17 protein-coding genes are annotated in these 19191 nt (G+C 66.7%); 7 read left to right on the top strand and 10 right to left on the bottom strand.

Going from position 1 to position 19191, the window contains the following annotated elements:
- Positions 1-46 precede the first annotated feature (46 nt).
- From ctaE to ABD264_RS12430, 6 genes are all read left to right on the top strand, one after another.
- The gene (ctaE, locus tag ABD264_RS01465; protein WP_144942920.1) at positions 47-685 is read left to right on the top strand and encodes an aa3-type cytochrome oxidase subunit III; all 639 of its coding nucleotides are present in this window, start codon (positions 47-49) and stop codon (positions 683-685) included.
- Between the two features lie 57 nt (positions 686-742).
- Positions 743-1534, top strand: coding sequence for a cytochrome bc1 complex diheme cytochrome c subunit (gene qcrC, locus ABD264_RS01460; RefSeq protein ID WP_144942919.1), 792 nt, complete (start codon positions 743-745; stop codon positions 1532-1534).
- 73 nt (positions 1535-1607) lie between these two features.
- A complete protein-coding gene (gene qcrA, locus ABD264_RS01455; protein ID WP_344203752.1) occupies positions 1608-2702 on the top strand; it encodes a cytochrome bc1 complex Rieske iron-sulfur subunit in 1095 nt (364 codons plus the stop codon).
- Complete coding sequence (gene qcrB, locus ABD264_RS01450) at positions 2702-4372, top strand: cytochrome bc1 complex cytochrome b subunit (RefSeq protein ID WP_144942918.1); 1671 nt, start codon at positions 2702-2704, stop codon at positions 4370-4372. The genes qcrA and qcrB overlap by 1 nt, the downstream gene beginning before the upstream one ends.
- Before the next feature lie 405 nt (positions 4373-4777).
- Complete coding sequence (locus ABD264_RS12435) at positions 4778-5338, top strand: HTH domain-containing protein (RefSeq protein ID WP_425554273.1); 561 nt, start codon at positions 4778-4780, stop codon at positions 5336-5338.
- A complete protein-coding gene (locus ABD264_RS12430) occupies positions 5335-6075 on the top strand; it encodes a WYL domain-containing protein (RefSeq protein WP_425554272.1) in 741 nt (246 codons plus the stop codon). Before ABD264_RS12435 ends, ABD264_RS12430 begins: the two co-directional genes overlap by 4 nt.
- A 228-nt stretch (positions 6076-6303) precedes the next feature.
- Here ABD264_RS12430 and ABD264_RS01445 read toward each other — a convergent pair whose 3' ends face one another.
- The 5 genes from ABD264_RS01445 to ABD264_RS01425 form a co-directional block, all read right to left on the bottom strand.
- Positions 6304-6708, bottom strand: a complete 405-nt coding sequence (locus ABD264_RS01445) for a cytochrome c oxidase subunit 4 (protein ID WP_144942917.1) — start codon at positions 6706-6708, stop codon at positions 6304-6306.
- Positions 6705-8426 (bottom strand): aa3-type cytochrome oxidase subunit I, encoded by a 1722-nt coding sequence (gene ctaD / locus ABD264_RS01440; RefSeq protein ID WP_144942916.1) that lies wholly within the window; start codon positions 8424-8426, stop codon positions 6705-6707. Before ctaD ends, ABD264_RS01445 begins: the two co-directional genes overlap by 4 nt.
- A gap of 10 nt (positions 8427-8436) precedes the next feature.
- On the bottom strand, positions 8437-9300 hold the full coding sequence (gene ctaC, locus ABD264_RS01435; RefSeq protein ID WP_303105322.1) for an aa3-type cytochrome oxidase subunit II: 864 nt from the start codon (positions 9298-9300) through the stop codon (positions 8437-8439).
- 316 nt (positions 9301-9616) lie between these two features.
- Entirely contained in the window at positions 9617-9985 is a 369-nt protein-coding gene (locus ABD264_RS01430) for a HesB/IscA family protein (RefSeq protein WP_344203749.1), read from the bottom strand.
- Positions 9986-10069: 84 nt separating this feature from the next.
- Complete coding sequence (locus tag ABD264_RS01425) at positions 10070-11488, bottom strand: dipeptidase (protein WP_344203747.1); 1419 nt, start codon at positions 11486-11488, stop codon at positions 10070-10072.
- A gap of 80 nt (positions 11489-11568) precedes the next feature.
- On the opposite strand from ABD264_RS01425, the gene ABD264_RS01420 reads away from it, so the two are divergent.
- Entirely contained in the window at positions 11569-12192 is a 624-nt protein-coding gene (locus ABD264_RS01420; protein ID WP_295109872.1) for a DUF3043 domain-containing protein, read from the top strand.
- Between the two features lie 95 nt (positions 12193-12287).
- Here ABD264_RS01420 and ABD264_RS01415 read toward each other — a convergent pair whose 3' ends face one another.
- The 5 genes from ABD264_RS01415 to ABD264_RS01395 form a co-directional block, all read right to left on the bottom strand.
- Positions 12288-13379, bottom strand: a complete 1092-nt coding sequence (locus tag ABD264_RS01415) for a quinone-dependent dihydroorotate dehydrogenase (protein WP_303105329.1) — start codon at positions 13377-13379, stop codon at positions 12288-12290.
- 167 nt (positions 13380-13546) lie between these two features.
- Complete coding sequence (locus ABD264_RS01410; protein ID WP_295109876.1) at positions 13547-14341, bottom strand: isoprenyl transferase; 795 nt, start codon at positions 14339-14341, stop codon at positions 13547-13549.
- 183 nt (positions 14342-14524) lie between these two features.
- Entirely contained in the window at positions 14525-15283 is a 759-nt protein-coding gene (gene recO, locus ABD264_RS01405) for a DNA repair protein RecO (RefSeq protein WP_144942910.1), read from the bottom strand.
- 263 nt (positions 15284-15546) lie between these two features.
- Positions 15547-17301, bottom strand: a complete 1755-nt coding sequence (gene leuA / locus ABD264_RS01400) for a 2-isopropylmalate synthase (protein ID WP_144942909.1) — start codon at positions 17299-17301, stop codon at positions 15547-15549.
- Between the two features lie 172 nt (positions 17302-17473).
- Positions 17474-19093, bottom strand: a complete 1620-nt coding sequence (locus ABD264_RS01395) for an LCP family protein (protein ID WP_144942908.1) — start codon at positions 19091-19093, stop codon at positions 17474-17476.
- Positions 19094-19191 lie beyond the last annotated feature (98 nt).

The following is a 19191-nucleotide window of genomic DNA, read 5'->3' as shown; positions in this document are numbered from 1 at the left end:
GCGGTGGTGGTTGGTTCGCCGAGAGTTTTGGCGACATAATGTCTCTGTGACAACTGCGACTCATACCCCAGCCAAACCGGTGACGGCGACCATCACTCGCCCCAACCTCACCTCCGTGGGCACCATCGTGTGGTTGTCCTCCGAGGTGATGTTCTTCGCCGGCCTCTTCGCCATGTACTTCACCCTGCGCGCCACCTCCCCGGAGGTGTGGCACGAGAACACCGAGGTGCTCAACGTGCCCATGGCCACGGTGAACACCATCGTTCTCGTGCTGAGCTCGGTGACCTGCCAGTTCGGGGTCTTTGCCGCCGAACGGCTGCAGCCCCGCCGCACCGGCGGACTGCTCCAGCTCAACAAGTGGGGACTGACCGAGTGGTTCGCCCTCACTTTCCTCATGGGCGCGGTCTTCGTTTCCGTGCAGGTCTACGAGTACGCCTCCCTGGTCTCGGAGGGCGTCTCGATCTCCGCCGACGCGTACGGTTCTGCGTTCTACATCACCACCGGGTTCCATGCCCTGCACGTGACCGGCGGTCTGATCGCATTCCTCTTCATCATCGGACGCGCCTTCGTTGCCAAGCGCTTCGGTCACTACGAGGCCACCTCGGCCATTGTGGTGTCGTACTACTGGCACTTCGTCGACGTGGTCTGGATCGTCCTGTTCCTGCTGGTCTACTTCATCAAGTAGCCAGCCGCAGGACCTCACCCATCCAAGTCTCAGAACCGAGTAAAAGGAACGTTTGACGTGAAGGCACTCTCACAAAAGCGCCGCCATCCCATGGCAGCCCTCGCGCTGTTGGTCATGGCTTTGCTTCTGACCGGTGGACTCTACGCAGTTGCCACAACCACCAACGAAGCGAAGGCCGAGACCACCACCTACTCGGCTCAGGACATCGAGGAGGGGCAGAAGCTGTTCATGGCCAACTGCTCCACCTGCCACGGCATGAAGGCCGAGGGCACCAGCTCCGGTCCCTCCCTGATCGGCGTGGGTGCTTCCGCTGTGGACTTCCAGGTCGGCACCGGCCGCATGCCCATGCAGATGCAGGGTCCCCAGGCGCAGGTCAAGCCCCAGCAGTTCAACGAGGAGCAGACCAGCCAGCTCGCCGCGTACGTCGCCTCCCTCGGCGCCGGCCCCAGTGTTCCCGCGGATGAGGACCTCGACATCTCCAAGGGCAACTCCGCCAACGGTGCCCAGGTCTTCCTCGCCAACTGCGCCATGTGCCACAACGCGGCCGGCCAGGGCGGCGCCCTGACCCGCGGCAAGTTCGCCCCGTCCCTCATGGGCGTGAGCGAGAAGCACATCTACGAGGCCATGCAGACAGGCCCGCAGAACATGCCGGTCTTCAACGACGCCAACATCACGCCGGAAGAGAAGCGGGACGTCATCACGTACCTGAAGACCCTCGACAACAACACCACCGTCGGTGGGTTCAGCCTGGGCTCACTCGGCCCGGTCTCCGAGGGCCTTTTCATCTGGACCGTCGGCCTGGTGATCGTCATTGGCTTCACCGTGTGGCTGACCTCCCGCTCCGCCTGAGAGCACTCGCCGGCGGTCACCCGTCGGCACTTTAGACACTATTCACAGCACCAAGAGAAGAATGAGGGACCACATGGGCGACCATCGTGACGGCACTCCCCACAAGAGCGGGGCGGTTGTCACCTCGGACGGAGCGGAGCAGGACCAGTTCCCCAATCCGGGGCTTCCACCGCACCGCCCCCGCGTGACCGACGTAGATCCCAAAGCTGCCGAGCGGGCAGAGCACCAGGTGGTCCTGCTGTTCCTGCTCTCCATGGTCGGGTCCGTCCTGTTCTTCGTGGCGTACTTCGGCATCCGCGTGGACGGCCCCCTGTACGACGCGGTGAACACCGAGCCCACGAGCCAGCTGCGTCTTCAGAACACGCTGCTCGGTCTTGGCATCGCACTCGGCATGTTCGGCATCGGCATCGGCGTGGTCCACTGGGCCCGCACGCTCATGCCGGATCACGAGATCGTCGAGATGCGCCACGACATCCGAAGTGAAGAGGATCGCGCCGAAGCACAGAGCATCCTCAACACCATCTACGACGAGTCCGGGGTCAAGCGTCGCCCGCTGCTGCGCAACACGCTCATCGGTGCGGCCGTGCTGATGCCCCTCCCCTTCGTCGGATTGCTCAAGGATCTCGGCCCCACGGACCTCAAGGTCCTGCGCCACTCCATGTGGGATGAGGGAGTGCGACTGGTGCGCGACCCGTCCGGCACGCCCATCAAGGCCTCAGACGTCACCCTCGGCTCCGCCTTCCACGTGGTGCCGGAAAGCCTCAACAGCCTCAGCCACGAGGACGGCTACCTGAACGAGAAGGCCAAGTCCGTGGTTCTTCTCATGCGTTTGGACCCCGACACCGTGAACGTTTCGGAGGAGCGCAAGGACTGGAACGTGGACGGCATCTTCGCCTACTCCAAGGTCTGCACCCATGTGGGCTGCCCGATCGCTCTGTACGAGCAGCACACGCACCACCTGCTGTGCCCGTGCCACCAGTCCACCTTCGACCTCGTGAACGAGTGCGAGGTCATCTTCGGCCCGGCTTCCCGCCCGCTGCCGCAGCTGCCCATCTCCGTTGACTCCGACGGCTACCTCGTGGCGCGCAGCGACTTCCACGAGCCCGTGGGACCGACATACTCCCAGCGTGACTTCGCAGTCAAGGAAATGCAGGGTGAGGGGAACTAATGTCTACTTCGTCAGACTTCGAGTACCGGCCCAGCACCGGCACCGGTCGCATTGCCAACTTCGTGGACACCCGCGTGGGTGCCTCCGCCATGGTCAAGGAGTTCGGCCGCAAGGTCTTCCCGGACCACTGGACCTTCATGTTCGGTGAGGTGGCGCTCTACAGCTTCGTCATCCTCCTGCTCTCGGGCACGTTCCTGGCATTCTGGTTCGACCCGACCATGACCTCCATGGAGTACAAGGGCAACTACGTGCCCATGCAGGGCGTGGAGATGTCCGGGGCCTACGCCTCAGCGCTGAACATCTCGTTCGATATCCGAGGCGGCCTCTTCCTTCGCCAGTTGCACCACTGGTCCGCGCTGATGTTCGTCATGGCGCTGTCCGTGCACATGCTTCGTGTCTTCTTCACCGGTGCGTTCCGGCGCCCGCGCGAGCTCAACTGGGTCGTCGGCTGCGTGCTCTTCATCCTCGCGATCGTCGCCGGCTTCTCCGGCTACTCCCTCCCGGACGACGTCCTCTCCGGCAACGGCCTGCGCATCGCTGATGCGATCGCCAAGTCCATGCCGATCGTCGGCACCTACATCTCCATGTTCATGTTCGGTGGCGAGTTCCCGGGTCACGCGATCATCGGCCGCCTCTACATCGTGCACGTGCTGATCATCCCCGCGCTGATCCTGGTGATGATCGTGATTCACCTCTTCATGGTGGTCGTCCACAAGCACACCCAGTACCCCGGCCCCGGCCGCACTGAGGACAACGTGGTCGGTTTCCCCGTGGGCCCCATCTACGCGGCCAAGGCCGGGGGCTTCTTCTTCATCGTCTTCGGCATCCTCGCTGCCATTGCGGGCACCACGACGATCAACGCCATCTGGAACTACGGTCCCTACGATCCCTCCCCCGTGCAGGCCGGTTCGCAGCCTGACTGGTACATGGGCTTCTCCGACGGCGGACTGCGCCTGATGCCCGGCAACTGGCCGTTCTCCTGGGAGGTCAGCATCTTCGGCCTCGCGGTTCCGCTGGCGATCCTGTTGCCGCTGATCCCCATGGCTGGCATGTTCGTGGTCATGTTCGCCTGGCCCTGGATCGAGCGATGGGTCACTCGCGATGACCGTGTCCACAACATCCTGGACCGCCCCCGCAACGCGCCGTTCCGCACCGCGGTGGGTGCCGCAGGCATCACGTTCTACGCGGTGCAGATGATGGCCGCCAGCGGTGACCTCATTGCCACGCACTTCCACATGGCCGTGAACGACGTCATCTACTGGTTGCGCGCGCTGTACTTCCTCGGCCCGATCCTCGCGTTCATCATCGTTCGCCGGTTCTGCCTCTCCCTGCAGCGCAAGGACCGGGAGATTGTCCTCCACGGTCGCGAGTCTGGTCGTATCCAGGCCCTGCCCCACGGTGAGTTCGTAGAGGTTCACGAGCCGCTGAACGAGTACAAGCGGTACAAGCTGGTGGACTTCCAGGACCGCCCGGTCCTGCCAGCCCGTGCCAATGCCAAGGGCAAGGTCACCTCCTCCGAGAAGCTGCGTGGCCGCCTGAGCCGCCTGTTCTTCGAGGACCGTGTGGCTCCCGTGACACCGGCCGAGCTCAAGGCGGCACACGGCCACAGCCACGACGCGGAGCCCGTGGGTGTCGGAGCCGGTTCGCACCAGGGCGAGCTCGACAAGTAGCACCGCTCCCCCCGTCGGACCCGGATGGGGCTCAGGAGGGCCCGTGGAGATCACTGATCTCCACGGGCCCTTTTCATGTCCACATCGCGACCACGCCGTGGACCGCGAGTGTAGCGGCAGGACCAGGCCCGGCCATGGGCCACAGGCCGGTGGGAGCGTTCCACGTTGGCGTGTGTGCAGTGCGGCGGGTACGACCGCATCCGATTCGGGGCGGGATCGCCCGCGCCTCGCAGTTGCCACACGGCGGGTGCAACCAGCAGGTACCACCATCACGCGTTGGGACTCGCTCGAAGGTGACACCATCCCGCGGGCCCGGACAGCCTCCGTGATGAAGTCGCCCCCCGGAGGCAGACACGCCCAAGGGCCGACCATCGGGCGCGACCGTCCCTTCGAGGACCGAATGACATGGTCAGTGTTCGTGCGGGTCAGTCCACCGGGGAGACGGGGATGAGATTGCCGTCCGGATTCGTAGCCGCGAATGTGTGGCCGAAGACGTCACCGTGCGGCTCCGTCGCGATGTGGACGCACTGTGAGACCCAACTCGTGAAGGTCTTGTCAACTGTGGAGGCCGGGCCGGTGCTCATCACAGCCCGAGCTTGCTCGTGCGGGGGGCGCTCGAGACGGCGTGTTCGGTGCGTCTGGTCCACGGGGCGAACAGGACGCCGGGGGCAACGTCGAAAGCCATGTAGCGCGACTGAAGACCACGACAGGACCTGTCATCTTTTTCTGAAAGGACTGCTCGGATTGCAGGCCTCGAAATTGCTGCGCCTCCTGCCGTTCCTGCAGACGCGCCAGCGCATGCCCACGACCGAGCACGCCGAGCGTCTGGAGGTGTCCCGGCGGACGGTGCTGCGGGATGTCGCGGCGTTGAAAGTTTCGAGTGCCTCAGACTGCCTGCGGCGCATGAGACGGCCGCGCGCAAAATCACCGTCCGTCAGACCGCGGCGTCCGGGGCCTCGAACGTGACGCGATTGGCTGACCTGGTAACGGTCGACAGCGGCGTGTGGCTGGTAGAGCCGAGTGCGGAAGTGGACATCACCGAACGTGCCTGGGCGCTTCGTCACCTATGCCGGATGCAAATCCAGTACACGCGCAGCGCTGACGGGCGGGCATCGCCCCGCATCGTCGACCCGTACGGGCTTGTAGCGACGTCGGGCCGCCGGTACCTCATCGCCGACGAGCAGGGCACCGGCCGACTGTTCACTCTGGAACAGCTCTCGGACTGCACGCCGCTCGACGCACCGGCCGCCCTCCGGTCAGGTCATACGCGGCGCACCGTGTGGGCGGCGCTGAAAGAACGCGCCGAGTCGCCGGGTCGGGTGAGCGTGACCGTCCGCCTCCTAGAAAGCCGACTCGACCTCGTACGGTGCCTCAGCTCTTCCAGTTCGGCAACCACATCGAGATACTTCCCCCCGAAGGAGCACGCGAACGCATTCGTCAGATCAAGACGGACATGGCAGAGCGTCTCTCGCTCGAGTCCGACGACCGGTAAGCGAGATACCCGACCGTTGATCAACCTCCCTGCCCAGTGCTGCTATGAGCATCTTGGTGAAGAAGTAGCCGCAGCGCCGAGCGGTGACGTCCATGTCGAAAGCATTCGGGTTGACCTTGGTGCCCGCAAGGCCGTCAATCTCACGGCGCCCCACGCTTCTCGGCACCGACGCTGCTCTGGAGCACGGCGCGGCCAATGCCGTTGGACCTGACTGCGACCTGCGCTCCGCCCACACCGATCGGGACAGGCGCATCAGCTTACGCCCATTACGCCCCTGCCGTCACGAACTGCTCCATGGACCCTGGTATGTGGTCGCCTGCAGCACGTGGTGTCGGAGCTGCTCTGCAGTGCTCCTCTCTGTTGCGCGGAGACACGACGATGCCCGCCCCATTCGTGGATGGAGCGGGCATCGTCGCAAATCACGGTGCTCAGTGGTCGATCAGTGCGCGTGGTCTCCGCGGGAGTGCTCGAAGATCAGCCCCAGGAGGCCCAGCAGGGCCACAGGAGCGGCCAGGATGATGATCCACCAGCCAACGGCCAGCGCGGTCACGAACAACGCGCAGCCGATGCCGAGGAGCAGGGGCCACCAGCTCCACGGGGAGAAAGCACCGTAGTCGCCGGACATCTCCACGATCTCGCCGTCCTCGCGGTCCTCCGGCAGGCTGCCACCGGCGGAGCGCTGCACGAGCCAGAGGTAGATGACGAGCATGAAGCTCATGGCCGACAGAGCGAGGAGCGCCGGGAAGCCCGCGAGCTCCTGGAAGTCGGTCACGTATCCGTAGATGAACCCGACCACCAGGCAGAACACGGCCAGCATCAGGAACAGTTTGATGGTTGCTTTCATCGTCCGTTCCTCCCGGAACCGCCCACGAGGGGCATCTCGGCGTCGTACTGCTGGCTGGAAAACGCGGAGAGCTCCGGGTGGTGGAGGTCCAGCGCGGGCCGCTCAGAGCGGATGCGGGGCAGCGAAGTGAAGTTGTGGCGCGGGGGTGGGCAGGAGGTCGCCCACTCGAGAGAACCCCCGAAGCCCCAGGGATCATCCACCTCGACCTTTTTGGCGTTGCGGTGCGTGGTGTACACGTTCCAGAAGAACGGGATCATGGACACGCCCAGCAGCATGGAACCGACCGTCGAGAACTGATTCATCCAGGTGAATCCGTCCTCCGGCAGGTAGTCCGCGTAACGGCGGGGCATGCCGTCCACGCCCAGCCAGTGCTGGATGAGGAACGTCATGTGGAAGCCGACGAACAGCAGCCAGAAGTGGATCTTGCCGATGCGCTCGTTGAGCATCTTGCCGGTGAACTTGGGCCACCAGAAGTAGAAGCCCGCGAACATGCCGAACACGATGGTTCCGAAGATCACGTAGTGGAAGTGCGCCACCACGAAGTAGGTGTCCGAGACGTGGAAGTCCAGGGGCGGGGTCGCCAAGATGATGCCGGTCAGACCGCCGAACAGGAACGTGAAGAGGAAGCCCAGCACCCACAGAATGGGTGTCTCGAAGGTGAGCGAGCCCTGCCACATGGTGCCGATCCAGTTGAAGAACTTCACACCCGTGGGCACCGCGATCATCATCGTCATGAAGGAGAAGAAGCCCAGCGCCACAGCACCCGTGACGTACATGTGGTGTGCCCACACGGTGACGGACAGCGCCGCAATGGCGATGGTCGCGAAAACGAGGCCCTTGTAGCCGAAGATCGGCTTCCGGGAGAACACGGGGATGATCTCGGAGACGATGCCGAAGAACGGCAGCGCCAGCACATAGACCTCAGGGTGTCCGAAGAACCAGAAGAGGTGCTGCCAGAGGATGGCTCCACCGTTCTCAGCATCGAAGATGTGACCACCCAGTCGGCGGTCCATTCCCAGTGCGAACAGCGCGGAAGCCAGCGGCGGGAAGATCATGATGATGAGGATGGCGGTGATCAGCGTGGTCCAGGTGAACACGGGCATGCGCCACATGGTCATGCCGGGAGCGCGCATGCACACGATGGTGGTGATGAAGTTGACCCCACCGAGGATGGTGCCGAAGCCCTGCAGGCCCAAGCCGAAGACCCAGAGGTCACCGCCAACCCCTGGACTGAACGTGGTGCTGTTCAGAGGTGCGTAGGCGAACCAGCCGAAGGACGCGGCGCCCTGCGGGGACATGAAGCCGGAGACGGCCACGAGCGAGCCGAAGAGGAAGAACCAGAAGGCCAGCGCGTTCAGTCGCGGGAAGGCGACGTCCGGTGCGCCCAGCTGCAACGGGACGATCACGTTTGCGAAGCCGATGAACAGCGGGGTGCCGAACATCAGCAGCATGATCGTGCCGTGCATGGTGAACAGCTGGTTGTACTGGTCCTTCGTCTCGAGGATCTGCATGCCGGGCTCGAAGAGCTCCGCACGGATGAGCAGCGCCATAACGCCGCCCACGCAGAAGAAGATGAAGGACGAGATCAGGTACATGTACCCGATGGTCTTGTGGTCGGTCGAGGTGAGCCAGTTGACGATCACCTTGCCCTTGGAGCGTGGGACAACGCGGGGTGCGGCCGTGGCCGCGTCGTCCCGCGAGTATTCGAGCGTAGACATTGCCTATCCCCTAGTTGTTGGACGTTGCGTTGAGGTTCGGGTTGCGGTTGTACTCGTCGCCGACGATCCCCGTGTTGCCCTCGTCGCGCAGCTTCTGGATCTGGGCGTTGTACTCGTCCTTGCTCACGACGGACACGTTGAAGAGCATCTCGGAGTGGTACTCGCCGCACAGCTCGGCACACTTGCCGGCGAAGGTTCCCTCGCGACCGGTGGTAAAGCTCATGTAGTTCGTACGGCCCGGGACCATGTCGATCTTTTCGAGGAAGGCCGGGACCCAGAACGAGTGGATGACGTCGCGGGAGGAGATCTCCAGCTCGACCTTGCTGTCCGCCGGGAGGTACAGAGTCGGCAGGGTCTCTTCGACACCGGGCTCACCCGTGAGGTGCGCCTGCACGCCCTGGTAGTGGACGTCCTCGTCGAGGTAGTTGAAGTCCCACGCCCACTGCTTGCCGTACACCTGGATCTTCGCGTCGGGATTGTCGAAGCGGTCGGTGATGGCGGTCTGCGTACGGAAGGAGAAGAAGAACAGGCTCACGATCAGCGCGATGGGGACGATCGTGTAGAAGATCTCCAGCGGGGCGTTGTATGCGAGCTGACGAGGGTAACCGGTCTCGTTCTTGCGCCGGCGGTAGGCGACCATGCACCAGAGCATGAGACCCCACACCACGAGGCCAACGCTCAGTGCCGCGATCCAGGAACCGATCCACAGGTCCATGACCTGGTCAGCGTTGTCGGTGGTACCCCGTTCAGTGGGCAGGAAGCCCACCTTCGACTGCTCCGAGCACGCGGTGAGCGAGATCGTCGCCAGGACTGCCACTGCCGAGACCTTCAGCGCTCGGCCGCAGCGGGTGCCGGTTCGAGTTTGCGAACTCACAGACGGCCCTTCCTCTTCTGTACGTGGGTTCGGCATCGGCCCTGCGCGAGGGCAGAGAGGACACGTCGCCCGTTAATGGTTCTCCCTAGGAAGCTTACCCCTCAGCCCCTCCATGTGCTGACACTGTGTCAGCACGCCGTGTCGCCCGGGAATCCGGGCCCGGAGCTCGTTAAAACCGCTTCCACGCGGGCCCGCGACATCGTGGTCTGCGCCGCGCAGCGGCAGCTGCGGAACCACCCCGGACACGGAGAGCGGGGGTGTACCCGGCCCGTGGGCCGTGCACACCCCCGCTGCTGCGCGGTGTCCCCGCGGGGACTCAGTGGAAGGAGTCGCCGCACGCGCAGGAGCCCTGCGCGTTGGGGTTTTCGATCGAGAAGCCCTGCTTGGAGATGGTGTCCTCGAAGTCCACCGTGGAACCGCTGAGGTAGGGGACGCTCATCTTGTCCACGATGACCTCCACTCCCCCGAAGTCGCGCACGTGGTCGCCGTCCAGGACACGCTCGTCGAAGTAGAGCTGGTAGATCAGCCCGGAGCAGCCACCGGGCTGAACAGCCACGCGCAGCCGGAGGTCGGTGCGGCCCTCCTGTTCGAGGAGGTCGCGGACCTTCTGCGCGGCGTTGTCGGTGAGCAGCACCTCGTGGGTGGGCAGGTCCTGCATGGTCTCGTTGTCGGTCGTGACGCTCATGGTGCTCACTTTCTGTTCGACCCTGGGCTCACCCCGGGGTGCTGTCTGACCCTTCTGCCAATTCGAACGTCCAGGTGGGAGGAATCATTCCGTTCCCGGCGCGCCCTGTTCCGCGAGTGCCGCGAGGACCAGTGCCTCCGCGGTGACGGCGTGCAGGAAGTCCTCAATGTGCAGGGACTCGTTGGCGCTGTGGGCGCGGGTGTCTGGGTCCTCGATTCCGGTGATCAGGATCTGCGCCTCAGGATACGCCCGCGTGAGGGTGGCGGTGAAGGGGATGGAGCCTCCCATGCCGGCGGTCACGGCGGGGCGGCCCCATGCCTGCTCGAAGGCCCACAGGGCGATCTGCGAGCTCGTGGCCTCGGTGTCCGCGCTGAAGGCCGGGCCGGTCTCCTCGAGCTCGAAGCTCACGTGGGCGCCGAACGGCGCGTTGTCCTCGACGTGCTTGCGCAGCGCCTGTGCCGCCTCCTTCGGATCCTGACCCGGAGCGATCCGCAGGCTTAGTTTGGCGCGCGCCGTCGCGGCGATGGTGTTTGACGCCTTGTCCACCTCGGTGACGTCGATGCCGGTGACCGACAGCGCCGGCTGGGTCCACAGCCGGGACGAGATGGAGCCGCGCCCGGTCAGCTGCACTCCGTCAAGCACTCCGGCGTCCGCGCGGAAGCGGGTCTCGTCGTAGTCGACGTCCGTGTGGTCCTCGCTCAGCAGCCCCTCGATGGCCACTGCGCCGTCGTCGTCGTGAAGGGTGGCGATCAGTCGGGAGAGCACCGTGGGGGCATCCAGGACCGGGCCGCCGAACATGCCGGAGTGGACGGCGTGGTCCAGCACCTGGACCTCCACCACGCCGCCGACGACGCCGCGCAGGCTCGTGGTCAGCGCGGGCACCCCGACCTCCCAGTTGGCGGAGTCCGCGATCACGATGACGTCCGCCGCGAGCTTGTTCCGGTGGGCATCGAGGAAGGCCTCGAAGCCGGGCGAACCAGCTTCCTCCTCCCCCTCGACGAAGAGGGAGATCCCGAGCCCGGGCTCGCTTCCCGCCTGCTCGAAGAACGCGCGCAGGGCGCCCACGTGGGCCATCACACCGGCCTTGTCGTCCGCGGCGCCGCGTCCCCACAGCCGCCCGCTCTTCTCGACGGCCTCGAAAGGCTCGGTCTCCCACAGCTCGCGTCTGCCCGGGGGCTGCACGTCGTGGTGCGCGTAGAGCAGGATCGTGGGGAATCCGGTGGCCGCGGCCTTGCGGGCGACGACCGCGGGGTGGCCCGGCTTCTCGTCCGGGGCGGTGGGGACCCGCAGCACCTCGACGTCGTCGAAGGGCAGTTCGCGCAGCAGCCCGGCGACGGCGTCCGCGCTGCGGTCGAGGTCCGCGGAGTCGAAGGAGTCCCAGGCGATGCCCGGGATCGCCACGAGGGCGCTGAGGTCCGCGAGCAGCTCCGCTCGCGAATCGACGACGCGGCGACGCAGTGCGCCCACCGTCTGTGAACTGGGGCGGGTGAAGTCTGTGCTCATGGTCCCAGCGTAGACGGGACACCTGGGCACCGGCAGGTCACGCGGGCGGAAAGGCCGCTGCCCTCCGTTAGGCTGGTCGGGTGTTTGGACGCAAGAAGGCAGATCAATCCTCGGGTTCCACCGCAGTGCGCGCCACGGCCGTGAAGGACTCCACCGACTCCTCCGTGCGGGGTGCGCAGAGCCCCGCCACGGGCGGAAAGAAAGGTCGGCCCACGCCCACCCGCAGGGAGCAGGAGGCCGCGCGCCGTCGCCCCCTGATCCCGGAGGACCGCAAGGCTGCAAAGGAGGAGTCGAAGCAGCTCGAACGGGAGCGCCGAGCGCAGGCCCAGGCGGGCATGGCCGCGGGCGACGAGCGTTACCTGGGTCCGCGCGACGCCGGGCCCCAGCGTCGTTTTGCGCGCGACTGGGTGGACTCACGGTTCAACATCGGCGAGTACGTGCTGATCGTGCTGCTGCTCATCGTGGTGGTGATGTTCCTGCCGCTGCAGTCCGCCGCTCTGACCCTGATCTACGTGGTCTACGGGTACATCGTGCTGTGCGTGGTCGACGCCGCCATCACCACCACGCGCATGCACTCGGCCCTGCGCCGCAAGTTCGGCACGGTGCAGCGCGGCACCCGCTGGTACGCCGCCATGCGCACCTTCACCATCCGCCGTCTGCGCCTGCCCAAGCCACAGGTGCGCCGCGGTGAGCGCCCCGCCTGATCCACCACGGGCCGTTGTGCCCGTCATCTGCCATGACGAGGGGCCGGACCACCGAGCGGTGGACCGGCCCTTCGTCACGACAACAGCTGGGGATCTCAGCGGCCCCGGCGCGCTGCCTTCACCAGGCCCCGGTTGATCCGCGCCGCCCAGAACGGCCCCTCGTAGAGGAACGCCGTGTAGCCCTGGACGAGCGAGGCGCCGGCATCCAGCCGCTCCTGGACGTCCTGGGCCGTGGTCACTCCGCCCACGGAAACGAGGACCAGGCGGTCACCCACGTGCTCGCGCAGCAGGTGCAGCACCTCCAGGGAACGACGCCGCAGCGGGGCCCCCGAGAGTCCGCCCGCGCCGTCCGCGGCCACCTCTTCGGCGGGGGTCCGCAGCCCCAGCCCCTCGCGGGCGATCGTCGTGTTGGTGGCGACGATGCCATCCAGGCCCAGGTCCAGGGCAAGGTCCGCCACCGCGCGGACGTCCTCATCCGCGAGGTCCGGCGCGATCTTCACCAGCAGCGGCACCCGGCGTGACGTGACGCGGTCCGCCTCTTCCCGCACAGCCCCCAGCAGCGGCCGCAGGGCGTCGAGCTCCTGGAGCTGTCGTAGTCCGGGCGTGTTGGGCGAGGACACGTTGACCACGAGGTAGTCCGCGTAGGGCGCGAGGACGCGCGTGCTGTGGACGTAGTCCTCCGTGGCGTCCTCGAGCCCCACGGCCTTCGTCTTGCCGATGTTCACGCCGACCACCGGGCGGGGCCTGCTCGTGCGAATTGCCCGTCCCGCGAGGCTCTGCAGCGCCGAGACGACCCGGGGCGCCACGGCCTGTGCACCGTCGTTGTTGAAGCCCATCCGGTTGATGACGGCCCGGTCCGCCACAAGCCGGAACAGCCGCGGGCGGGGGTTGCCGGGCTGTCCCTGGCCGGTAACGGTGCCGATCTCCACGTGGCCGAAGCCGAGGTCCGTGAGCGCGTGGGTTCCCGTGGCTCCCTTGTCGAAGCCCGCGGCCAGCCCGAAGGGTGAGGGGAACGTGAGGCCCATGACCTGCACCTCGCTGCCGGGTGCCGGTGCCGTCACCCGGCTCAGTACACGGCCCAGACCGCAACGGTGGGCGAGCTTGATCCCGGCGAAGCCCAGCGTGTGGGCGAGCTCGGGGTCCATCCAGGAGAAAGCGACTCTGAAGAAGGTGGGATACACACGCATGGGAGCAGTTTTCCACACGGGCGCCTGTGCGCCGCTCTCCCTTTGAGTGGGGAGCCATCCTCCATGCGGGGAGGACGGAAGGCAAGTAATCATAGTTTCAGGTGAAGGTTGACATATATATTTTGAGTTTCAGCAAAACCTTCATCCTCCGTGTGGGATGTGGTGGGCTACTCCCCCGGTTCAGCGTCCGGTGCGCGGTCCACCGCTCCGCCATAGCGGCGGTCGCGGTCCACGTAGTCCTCGACCGCGCGCCACAGCACCCGCCGGTCCACGTCGGGCCACAGGACGTCTAGGAACACCATCTCCGCGTATGCCGACTGCCACAGCATGAAGTTGGACAGCCGCTGCTCCCCCGAGGAGCGCAGGAATATGTCCACGTCCGGCAACTGGGGCTCGTCCAGGTAGCGCTGGACGGTGGCCTCGGTGATGGACCCCGGTTTGAGCCGTCCCTCCGCGGCATCACGGGCCATCGCGGCCGCGGCGTCCGCGATCTCGGCCCGTCCGCCGTAGTTCACACACATGGTCAGGGTGATGACGTCATTGTCCTGCGTCTCCTGCTCCGCGGTCTCCAACCGCTTGATGACCGAGCCCCACAGCCGGGGTCGGCGCCCGGCCCACCGGACCTTGATCCCCCACTCCTGGAACGTGGGCAGCTGACGTGCCATGACGTCCCCCGTGAAGTTCATGAGAAAGGCCACCTCCGCCGGGGAACGTTTCCAGTTCTCCGTGGAGAACGCATAGGCGGAGACATAGGGGATTCCCAGCTCGATCGCACCGGCCACCACCTCCATGAGCGCGCGCTCCCCCGCGCGGTGCCCCTCGGTGCGCGGCAGCCCGCGCTCATTGGCCCATCTCCCGTTGCCGTCCATCACGAGCGCCACGTGCTGCGGCAGGGCGGCGCGCTCCAGGGCGGGCGCGGTGGCGCCGCTCGGGTGCAGGGGTGGCGGGGAGAAGCGGTTCACGCGGGAGTCCTCTCAACGGGGGTGCGATGTCGTCTCCACCCTAGGACGTTCACGGCCAGCTCCGCGCGGCCATGCCGGGCGGGGCTTCACGCCTTGGCGCAGCCGTTGCAGGCCGTCAAGGGCTCACGCCTCCCTACCACCGCCGCCGGGCTCCGACGTTCGCGTGACCGTTGCGTGCCGAGCTCAGGCCTCCCCGCGGTCCACGAGAGCCAGGGCCTTCACCGTGCGTTCCATGTGCCACTGCACGTACGCGGCCACCAGGCCGGCGGCGGCGCGTGCGGTGCGAGGGTCCGCGGCGTCGACCACGGGCCAGTCTCCCCGCAACAGACCGTCCAGCAGCACGAACGTCGAGGGGCTCGGCGCCGCTGCCCCCGGTGGCCGGCACTGCGGGCACACGGCCCCGCCGAGAGCGGCTGAGAACGAACGGTGCGGTCCCGGCGCCCCGCACCGGGCGCAGTCCACGAAGCTCGGCGACCAGCCGGCGAGGGACACGGCGCGCAGGAGGTAGGAGTCCAAGATGCGCCCCGGCGGGTGCAGACCGCGGGCCACCGCGGAGAAGGCCCCCGTGAGCAGGCGGAAGTGCTGGGCTGCGGTGTCGTAGTCGTCCGCGGTGAGCTTCTCGGCGGTCTCCGCCATGGCGGCCGCGGCCGTGTAGCGCTCGTAGTCGGCCACGATGCGCTCGCCGTAGGACCGCATGCCCACGGCCTGGGAGACGATGTCCAGCGTGCGGCCGTGCACCAGCTGCACCCGCGCCACGTTGAACGGTTCAAGCCTGGCGCCGAAGCGCGAGGTGGTACGTCGCACCCCCTTGGCCACGGCCCGCACCTGTCCGTGCTCCGACGTCAGCAGGATCACGATCCGGTCAGCCTCGCCCAGCTTGTACGTGCGCAGCACCACGGCGTCGTCGCTGTAGGAACGCGAAGCGAAGGTTGAGCGGGCCACAGCGTCATTGTGCCACCCGGTTCGGACACGACGACGCCCCGTCCCCGGCAGAGCCCACACCGTACCTGTCGCGGGCCGTAACGGTGGCGTGCTTCACCGGCCCCGCGCAGCAACTGGTGGTGTCGCAGTGGTTGGGGCGACCGGCCGACGGTGCCCGGGCGGTGCCTCGAAGACGGTACCGTGCGGCGGCGTCGTCCACGACGGATGGAGAAGGGGACCCCGGCCCACCGGGGCCGGGGTCCCCTGCGCTCACGGAAAGGTGATCAGGCCTGCCCCGCCAGCTGGGCGTCCCGGACGGCGCGGTTCACCCCGGAGATCACGGCCTTGAGCGAGGCTCGGGTGGTGTTGTTGTCCATCCCGGCACCCCACAGCACGCGGTCACCCACGGCCAGCTCCACGTAGCTAGCGGCCTGCGCGTTGGCCGCGGCGGAGAGCGTGTGCTCGGTGTAGTCCAGCAGCCGCACGTCCACGCCCTCCTCGTTGAACAGGTTGATCAGCGCGTCGATCGGGCCTGTGCCGTGGGCGCTGCGCTCGCGGTGCTCGCCACCGACGTCCAGGCCGATCTCCAGCACAGTGTTTCCCTCATCCTCCGCGTGGGTGGAGATGGACGTGATCCGGTAGTGACCCCATGTCCCCTCGCCGTCCACCTTGGCGGGCAGGTACTCGTCCGAGAAGATCTTCCACAGCTGCTGGGCCGTGACCTCCGAGCCGGAAGTCTCCGTGAACTTCTGCACCACACCGGAGAACTCGATCTGTGCGCGGCGCGGCAGGTCGATCCCGTACTCGCTCTTGAGCAGGTAGGCCACGCCGCCCTTGCCAGACTGCGAGTTCACACGGATCACGGCCTCGTAGCTGCGGCCCACGTCCTTGGGGTCGATCGGCAGGTACGGAACGGCCCACTCGAGGTCGTCCACGGCCACGCCCTGGGCCTGGGCATCCTGCTGCATGGACTCGAAGCCCTTCTTGATCGCGTCCTGGTGCGAGCCGGAGAACGCGGTGAAGACGAGGTCCCCGCCGTAGGGGCTGCGCTCCGGAACGGGCAGCTGGTTGCAGCGCTCCACGGTGCGGCGGATCTCCTCGATGTCCGAGAAGTCGATCTGCGGGTCCACACCCTGCGTCAGCAGGTTCAGGCCCAGGGTCACCAGGTCCACGTTGCCCGTCCGCTCACCATTGCCGAACAGGCACCCCTCAATGCGGTCCGCGCCGGCCAGGTAGCCCAGCTCGGCGGCGGCAACCCCGGTGCCGCGGTCGTTGTGGGGGTGCAGGGAGAGGATGATGTCCTCCCGCTGGTAAAGGTGCCGGCCCATCCACTCGATCGAGTCCGCATAGACGTTGGGGGTGGCCATCTCCACCGTAGCCGGCAGGTTGACGATCATCTTGCGGCCGTTGCCGATCTCGAAGGTCTCCGCCACCTCGTTGCAGATCCGGGCGGCGAACTCCAGCTCGGTGCCCGTGTAGGACTCCGGCGAGTACTCGTAGGTGACGGCGGTGTGCTTGAGCTGCTCCTCGTACTTGCGGCACAGCCGGGCTCCAGTGAGGGCGATGTCCACGATGCCGTCCATGTCCTGCTTGAACACCACGCGCCGCTGCAGCGTGGAAGTGGAGTTGTACAGGTGCACAATCGCGTGCGGGGCGCCGTCGATGGCCTCGTACGTGCGTTCGATCAGGTGCTCGCGGGACTGCGTCAGCACCTGGATGGAGACGTCCTCGGGAATGTGGTCACCCTCGACCAGGGTGCGCACGAAGTCGAAGTCCGTCTGCGAGGCCGAGGGGAAACCAACCTCGATCTCCTTGTAGCCCATGCGCACAAGCAGCTGGAACATCTGCAGCTTGCGCTCGGAGTTCATGGGATCGATCAGCGCCTGGTTGCCGTCACGAAGGTCCACGGCGCACCAGCGCGGCGCCGTTGTCGCCACCTTGTCCGGCCACGTGCGGTCGGACATGTCGAACGGGAACTTCTGGTGGTATGGGGTGTACTTGTGAACCGGCATGCCGGAGGGGCGTTGCACATTCTTCACGGGAGGGGGCCTTTCAATCTGTGACTGTGGGCCGGCACCACGGAACTCCGCAGCGGGTGGTCGGCCGTCAATAGGATCGTTCAGGCCCCGCTGCGGCACATAAGCACGAGTCGCTTCATGTCCTGCCGCATGTGATCCAACGTACCACTAGGCACGTTGACCCCCGGCCCCGTTACTCGTCCGCAGTCGCCTGGCACGTGAACTGCTCGGCCGTCTGGCCCTGCAGGTCGTCCGGGAGGGACAGGTTCTTGTCCATCCTGTCCCCACTCACGAAGTCCTGGCCCACGGCCACCTCCACACCCGTGACCTCGTAGGAGGCGGTGAGCTGGCTCGCGGAGACGTTGAGGAGTTCGGCGACGTCATCCGCCGCGGCCGCCCAGTTCGGGTTGTAGAAGATCTGCGTGGCGGAGAGCTGCGCACCGGACTTCTCGGTGGCGGCGTGGTCGTATCCGGCCTTCTTCAGCACCGAGACGAGCTGGCTGTCCCGGCCCCCGGCGTCCGAGCGGTTGGAGACGGCCAGCGGCACCGTGGCGGGGTCCAGCGCGGGCCCTGTGGCGCTCGGTGTGGCGGACGGGGAAGACGTCGCCCCGGCCGTCGAGTGACCGGCCCCGCTGCCGGAGGTCGCGGCGTCCGAGGACTCACCGCTCGGGGACGCGGAAGTGCCGTCCTGCGCCCGCGTGACCGAGACGTCGTCGCGCAACGTGGCGAAGAGCTTCTCGGCGCCCTTCTCGTCCAGCTGCAGCCGGTTCGGGTCCTCGGGGTAGACCTCGGTCGGGGCCGTGACGAACGCGATCTTCCCGGGGTCGATGCCGTTGAACGTGCGCGCGATGCCCACGAGCGTGGGGATCGAGGTGAGACCCGAGTCCACGTGCAGGTTCTGGGTCATGACCTCCGCGATGTGGTAGAGCTCCGGGAGGTTCGTGAGGGTCCCGTCGGACTGGATCTTGCGCGTCAGGGACGCCAGGAACGACTGCTGGGAGCGGATCCTGGCCTCGTCCCCACCGTTGCCGAACGCCGCGCGGGAGCGCAGGAACGCCAGCGCCTGTTCGCCCTCCACGGAGGAGATGCCCGCGGGCAGCTTCAGCCCGGACTTCGGATCGTCCACGGCGTTGTTCACGCACACCTCGACGCCGCCCACCGCGGAGGAGAGCTCCTTCACGGCGTTGAAGTCCGCGAGCATGAAGTGGTCGATGTTGACGCCCGTGAGCTCGTTGATGGCCGCCACGGTGCAGCCGGGTCCGCCGCGCTCCACCGCGCTGTTGAGCATGTCCGTCTCCGCGGCGTAAACCTTGCCGGAGTCCGGGTCCGTGCACTGCGGGATCTCCACCATCAGGTCCCGGGGAAAGGACACCACGGTCACGGCATCCCTGCTCTGCGTGACGTGCAGGAGCATCATCACGTCCGTGCGGCCTTCGGAGTCGTCCTTGCTGCCGTACTCGGAGTTGCCCGTGCCGCTGCGGGTGTCCGAGCCCATCACGAGGATGTCGAGCGGGCCGTCGTCCACTGCCTCCGCGCCGTCGGAGAGGTTCAGGGGGCTGGACTGCAGGTTTCCCGTCAGCCGCAGCGCGGCAATACCACCGATCCCGATTGCCGCGATCAGGGCGAGGACCGCCAGGATCACGGCGATCCTGCGGGCGGAGGCACGGTGCTCACGGGCCCTGTGGTGGCGCCCGGTCTGCCGCAGGTCGAAGGGCTCCCCCTCCCGGTTCGTGCGACGTGCCGGGTGCGTGACCCAAGGCGCCGTGGTCTCCTGCGCGCGGCGACCGCGACGGGGTGCTGAGCTGGGATCCACCGGTGACGTCTCCTGCAGTCTTTCGCTGTCTGGGGCGGGGCCGGGGGCGGCGCCCCGACCGCTCGGCCACGATACGCCCCGTCCCTCCGTGTGCGGTG

This window comes from Kocuria salsicia (assembly GCF_039532055.1).
Lineage (GTDB): Bacteria > Actinomycetota > Actinomycetes > Actinomycetales > Micrococcaceae > Kocuria > Kocuria salsicia.
The sequence above is the reverse complement of the archived record's forward strand: the minus strand, read 5'-3'. Positions and strand labels throughout refer to the sequence as shown.

What these genes read in the sequence shown, in the direction of transcription:
- qcrA (WP_344203752.1), top strand. Translation starts at nt 1,608, where the DNA reads ATGGGCGACCATCGTGACGGCACTCCCCACAAGAGCGGGGCGGTTGTC.
- qcrB (WP_144942918.1), top strand. Translation starts at nt 2,702, where the DNA reads ATGTCTACTTCGTCAGACTTCGAGTACCGGCCCAGCACCGGCACCGGT.
- ABD264_RS12435 (WP_425554273.1), top strand. Translation starts at nt 4,778, where the DNA reads ATGGTCAGTGTTCGTGCGGGTCAGTCCACCGGGGAGACGGGGATGAGA.
- ABD264_RS01445 (WP_144942917.1), bottom strand. Translation starts at nt 6,708, where the DNA reads ATGAAAGCAACCATCAAACTGTTCCTGATGCTGGCCGTGTTCTGCCTG.
- ctaD (WP_144942916.1), bottom strand. Translation starts at nt 8,426, where the DNA reads ATGTCTACGCTCGAATACTCGCGGGACGACGCGGCCACGGCCGCACCC.
- ABD264_RS01430 (WP_344203749.1), bottom strand. Translation starts at nt 9,985, where the DNA reads ATGAGCGTCACGACCGACAACGAGACCATGCAGGACCTGCCCACCCAC.
- ABD264_RS01425 (WP_344203747.1), bottom strand. Translation starts at nt 11,488, where the DNA reads ATGAGCACAGACTTCACCCGCCCCAGTTCACAGACGGTGGGCGCACTG.
- ABD264_RS01415 (WP_303105329.1), bottom strand. Translation starts at nt 13,379, where the DNA reads ATGCGTGTGTATCCCACCTTCTTCAGAGTCGCTTTCTCCTGGATGGAC.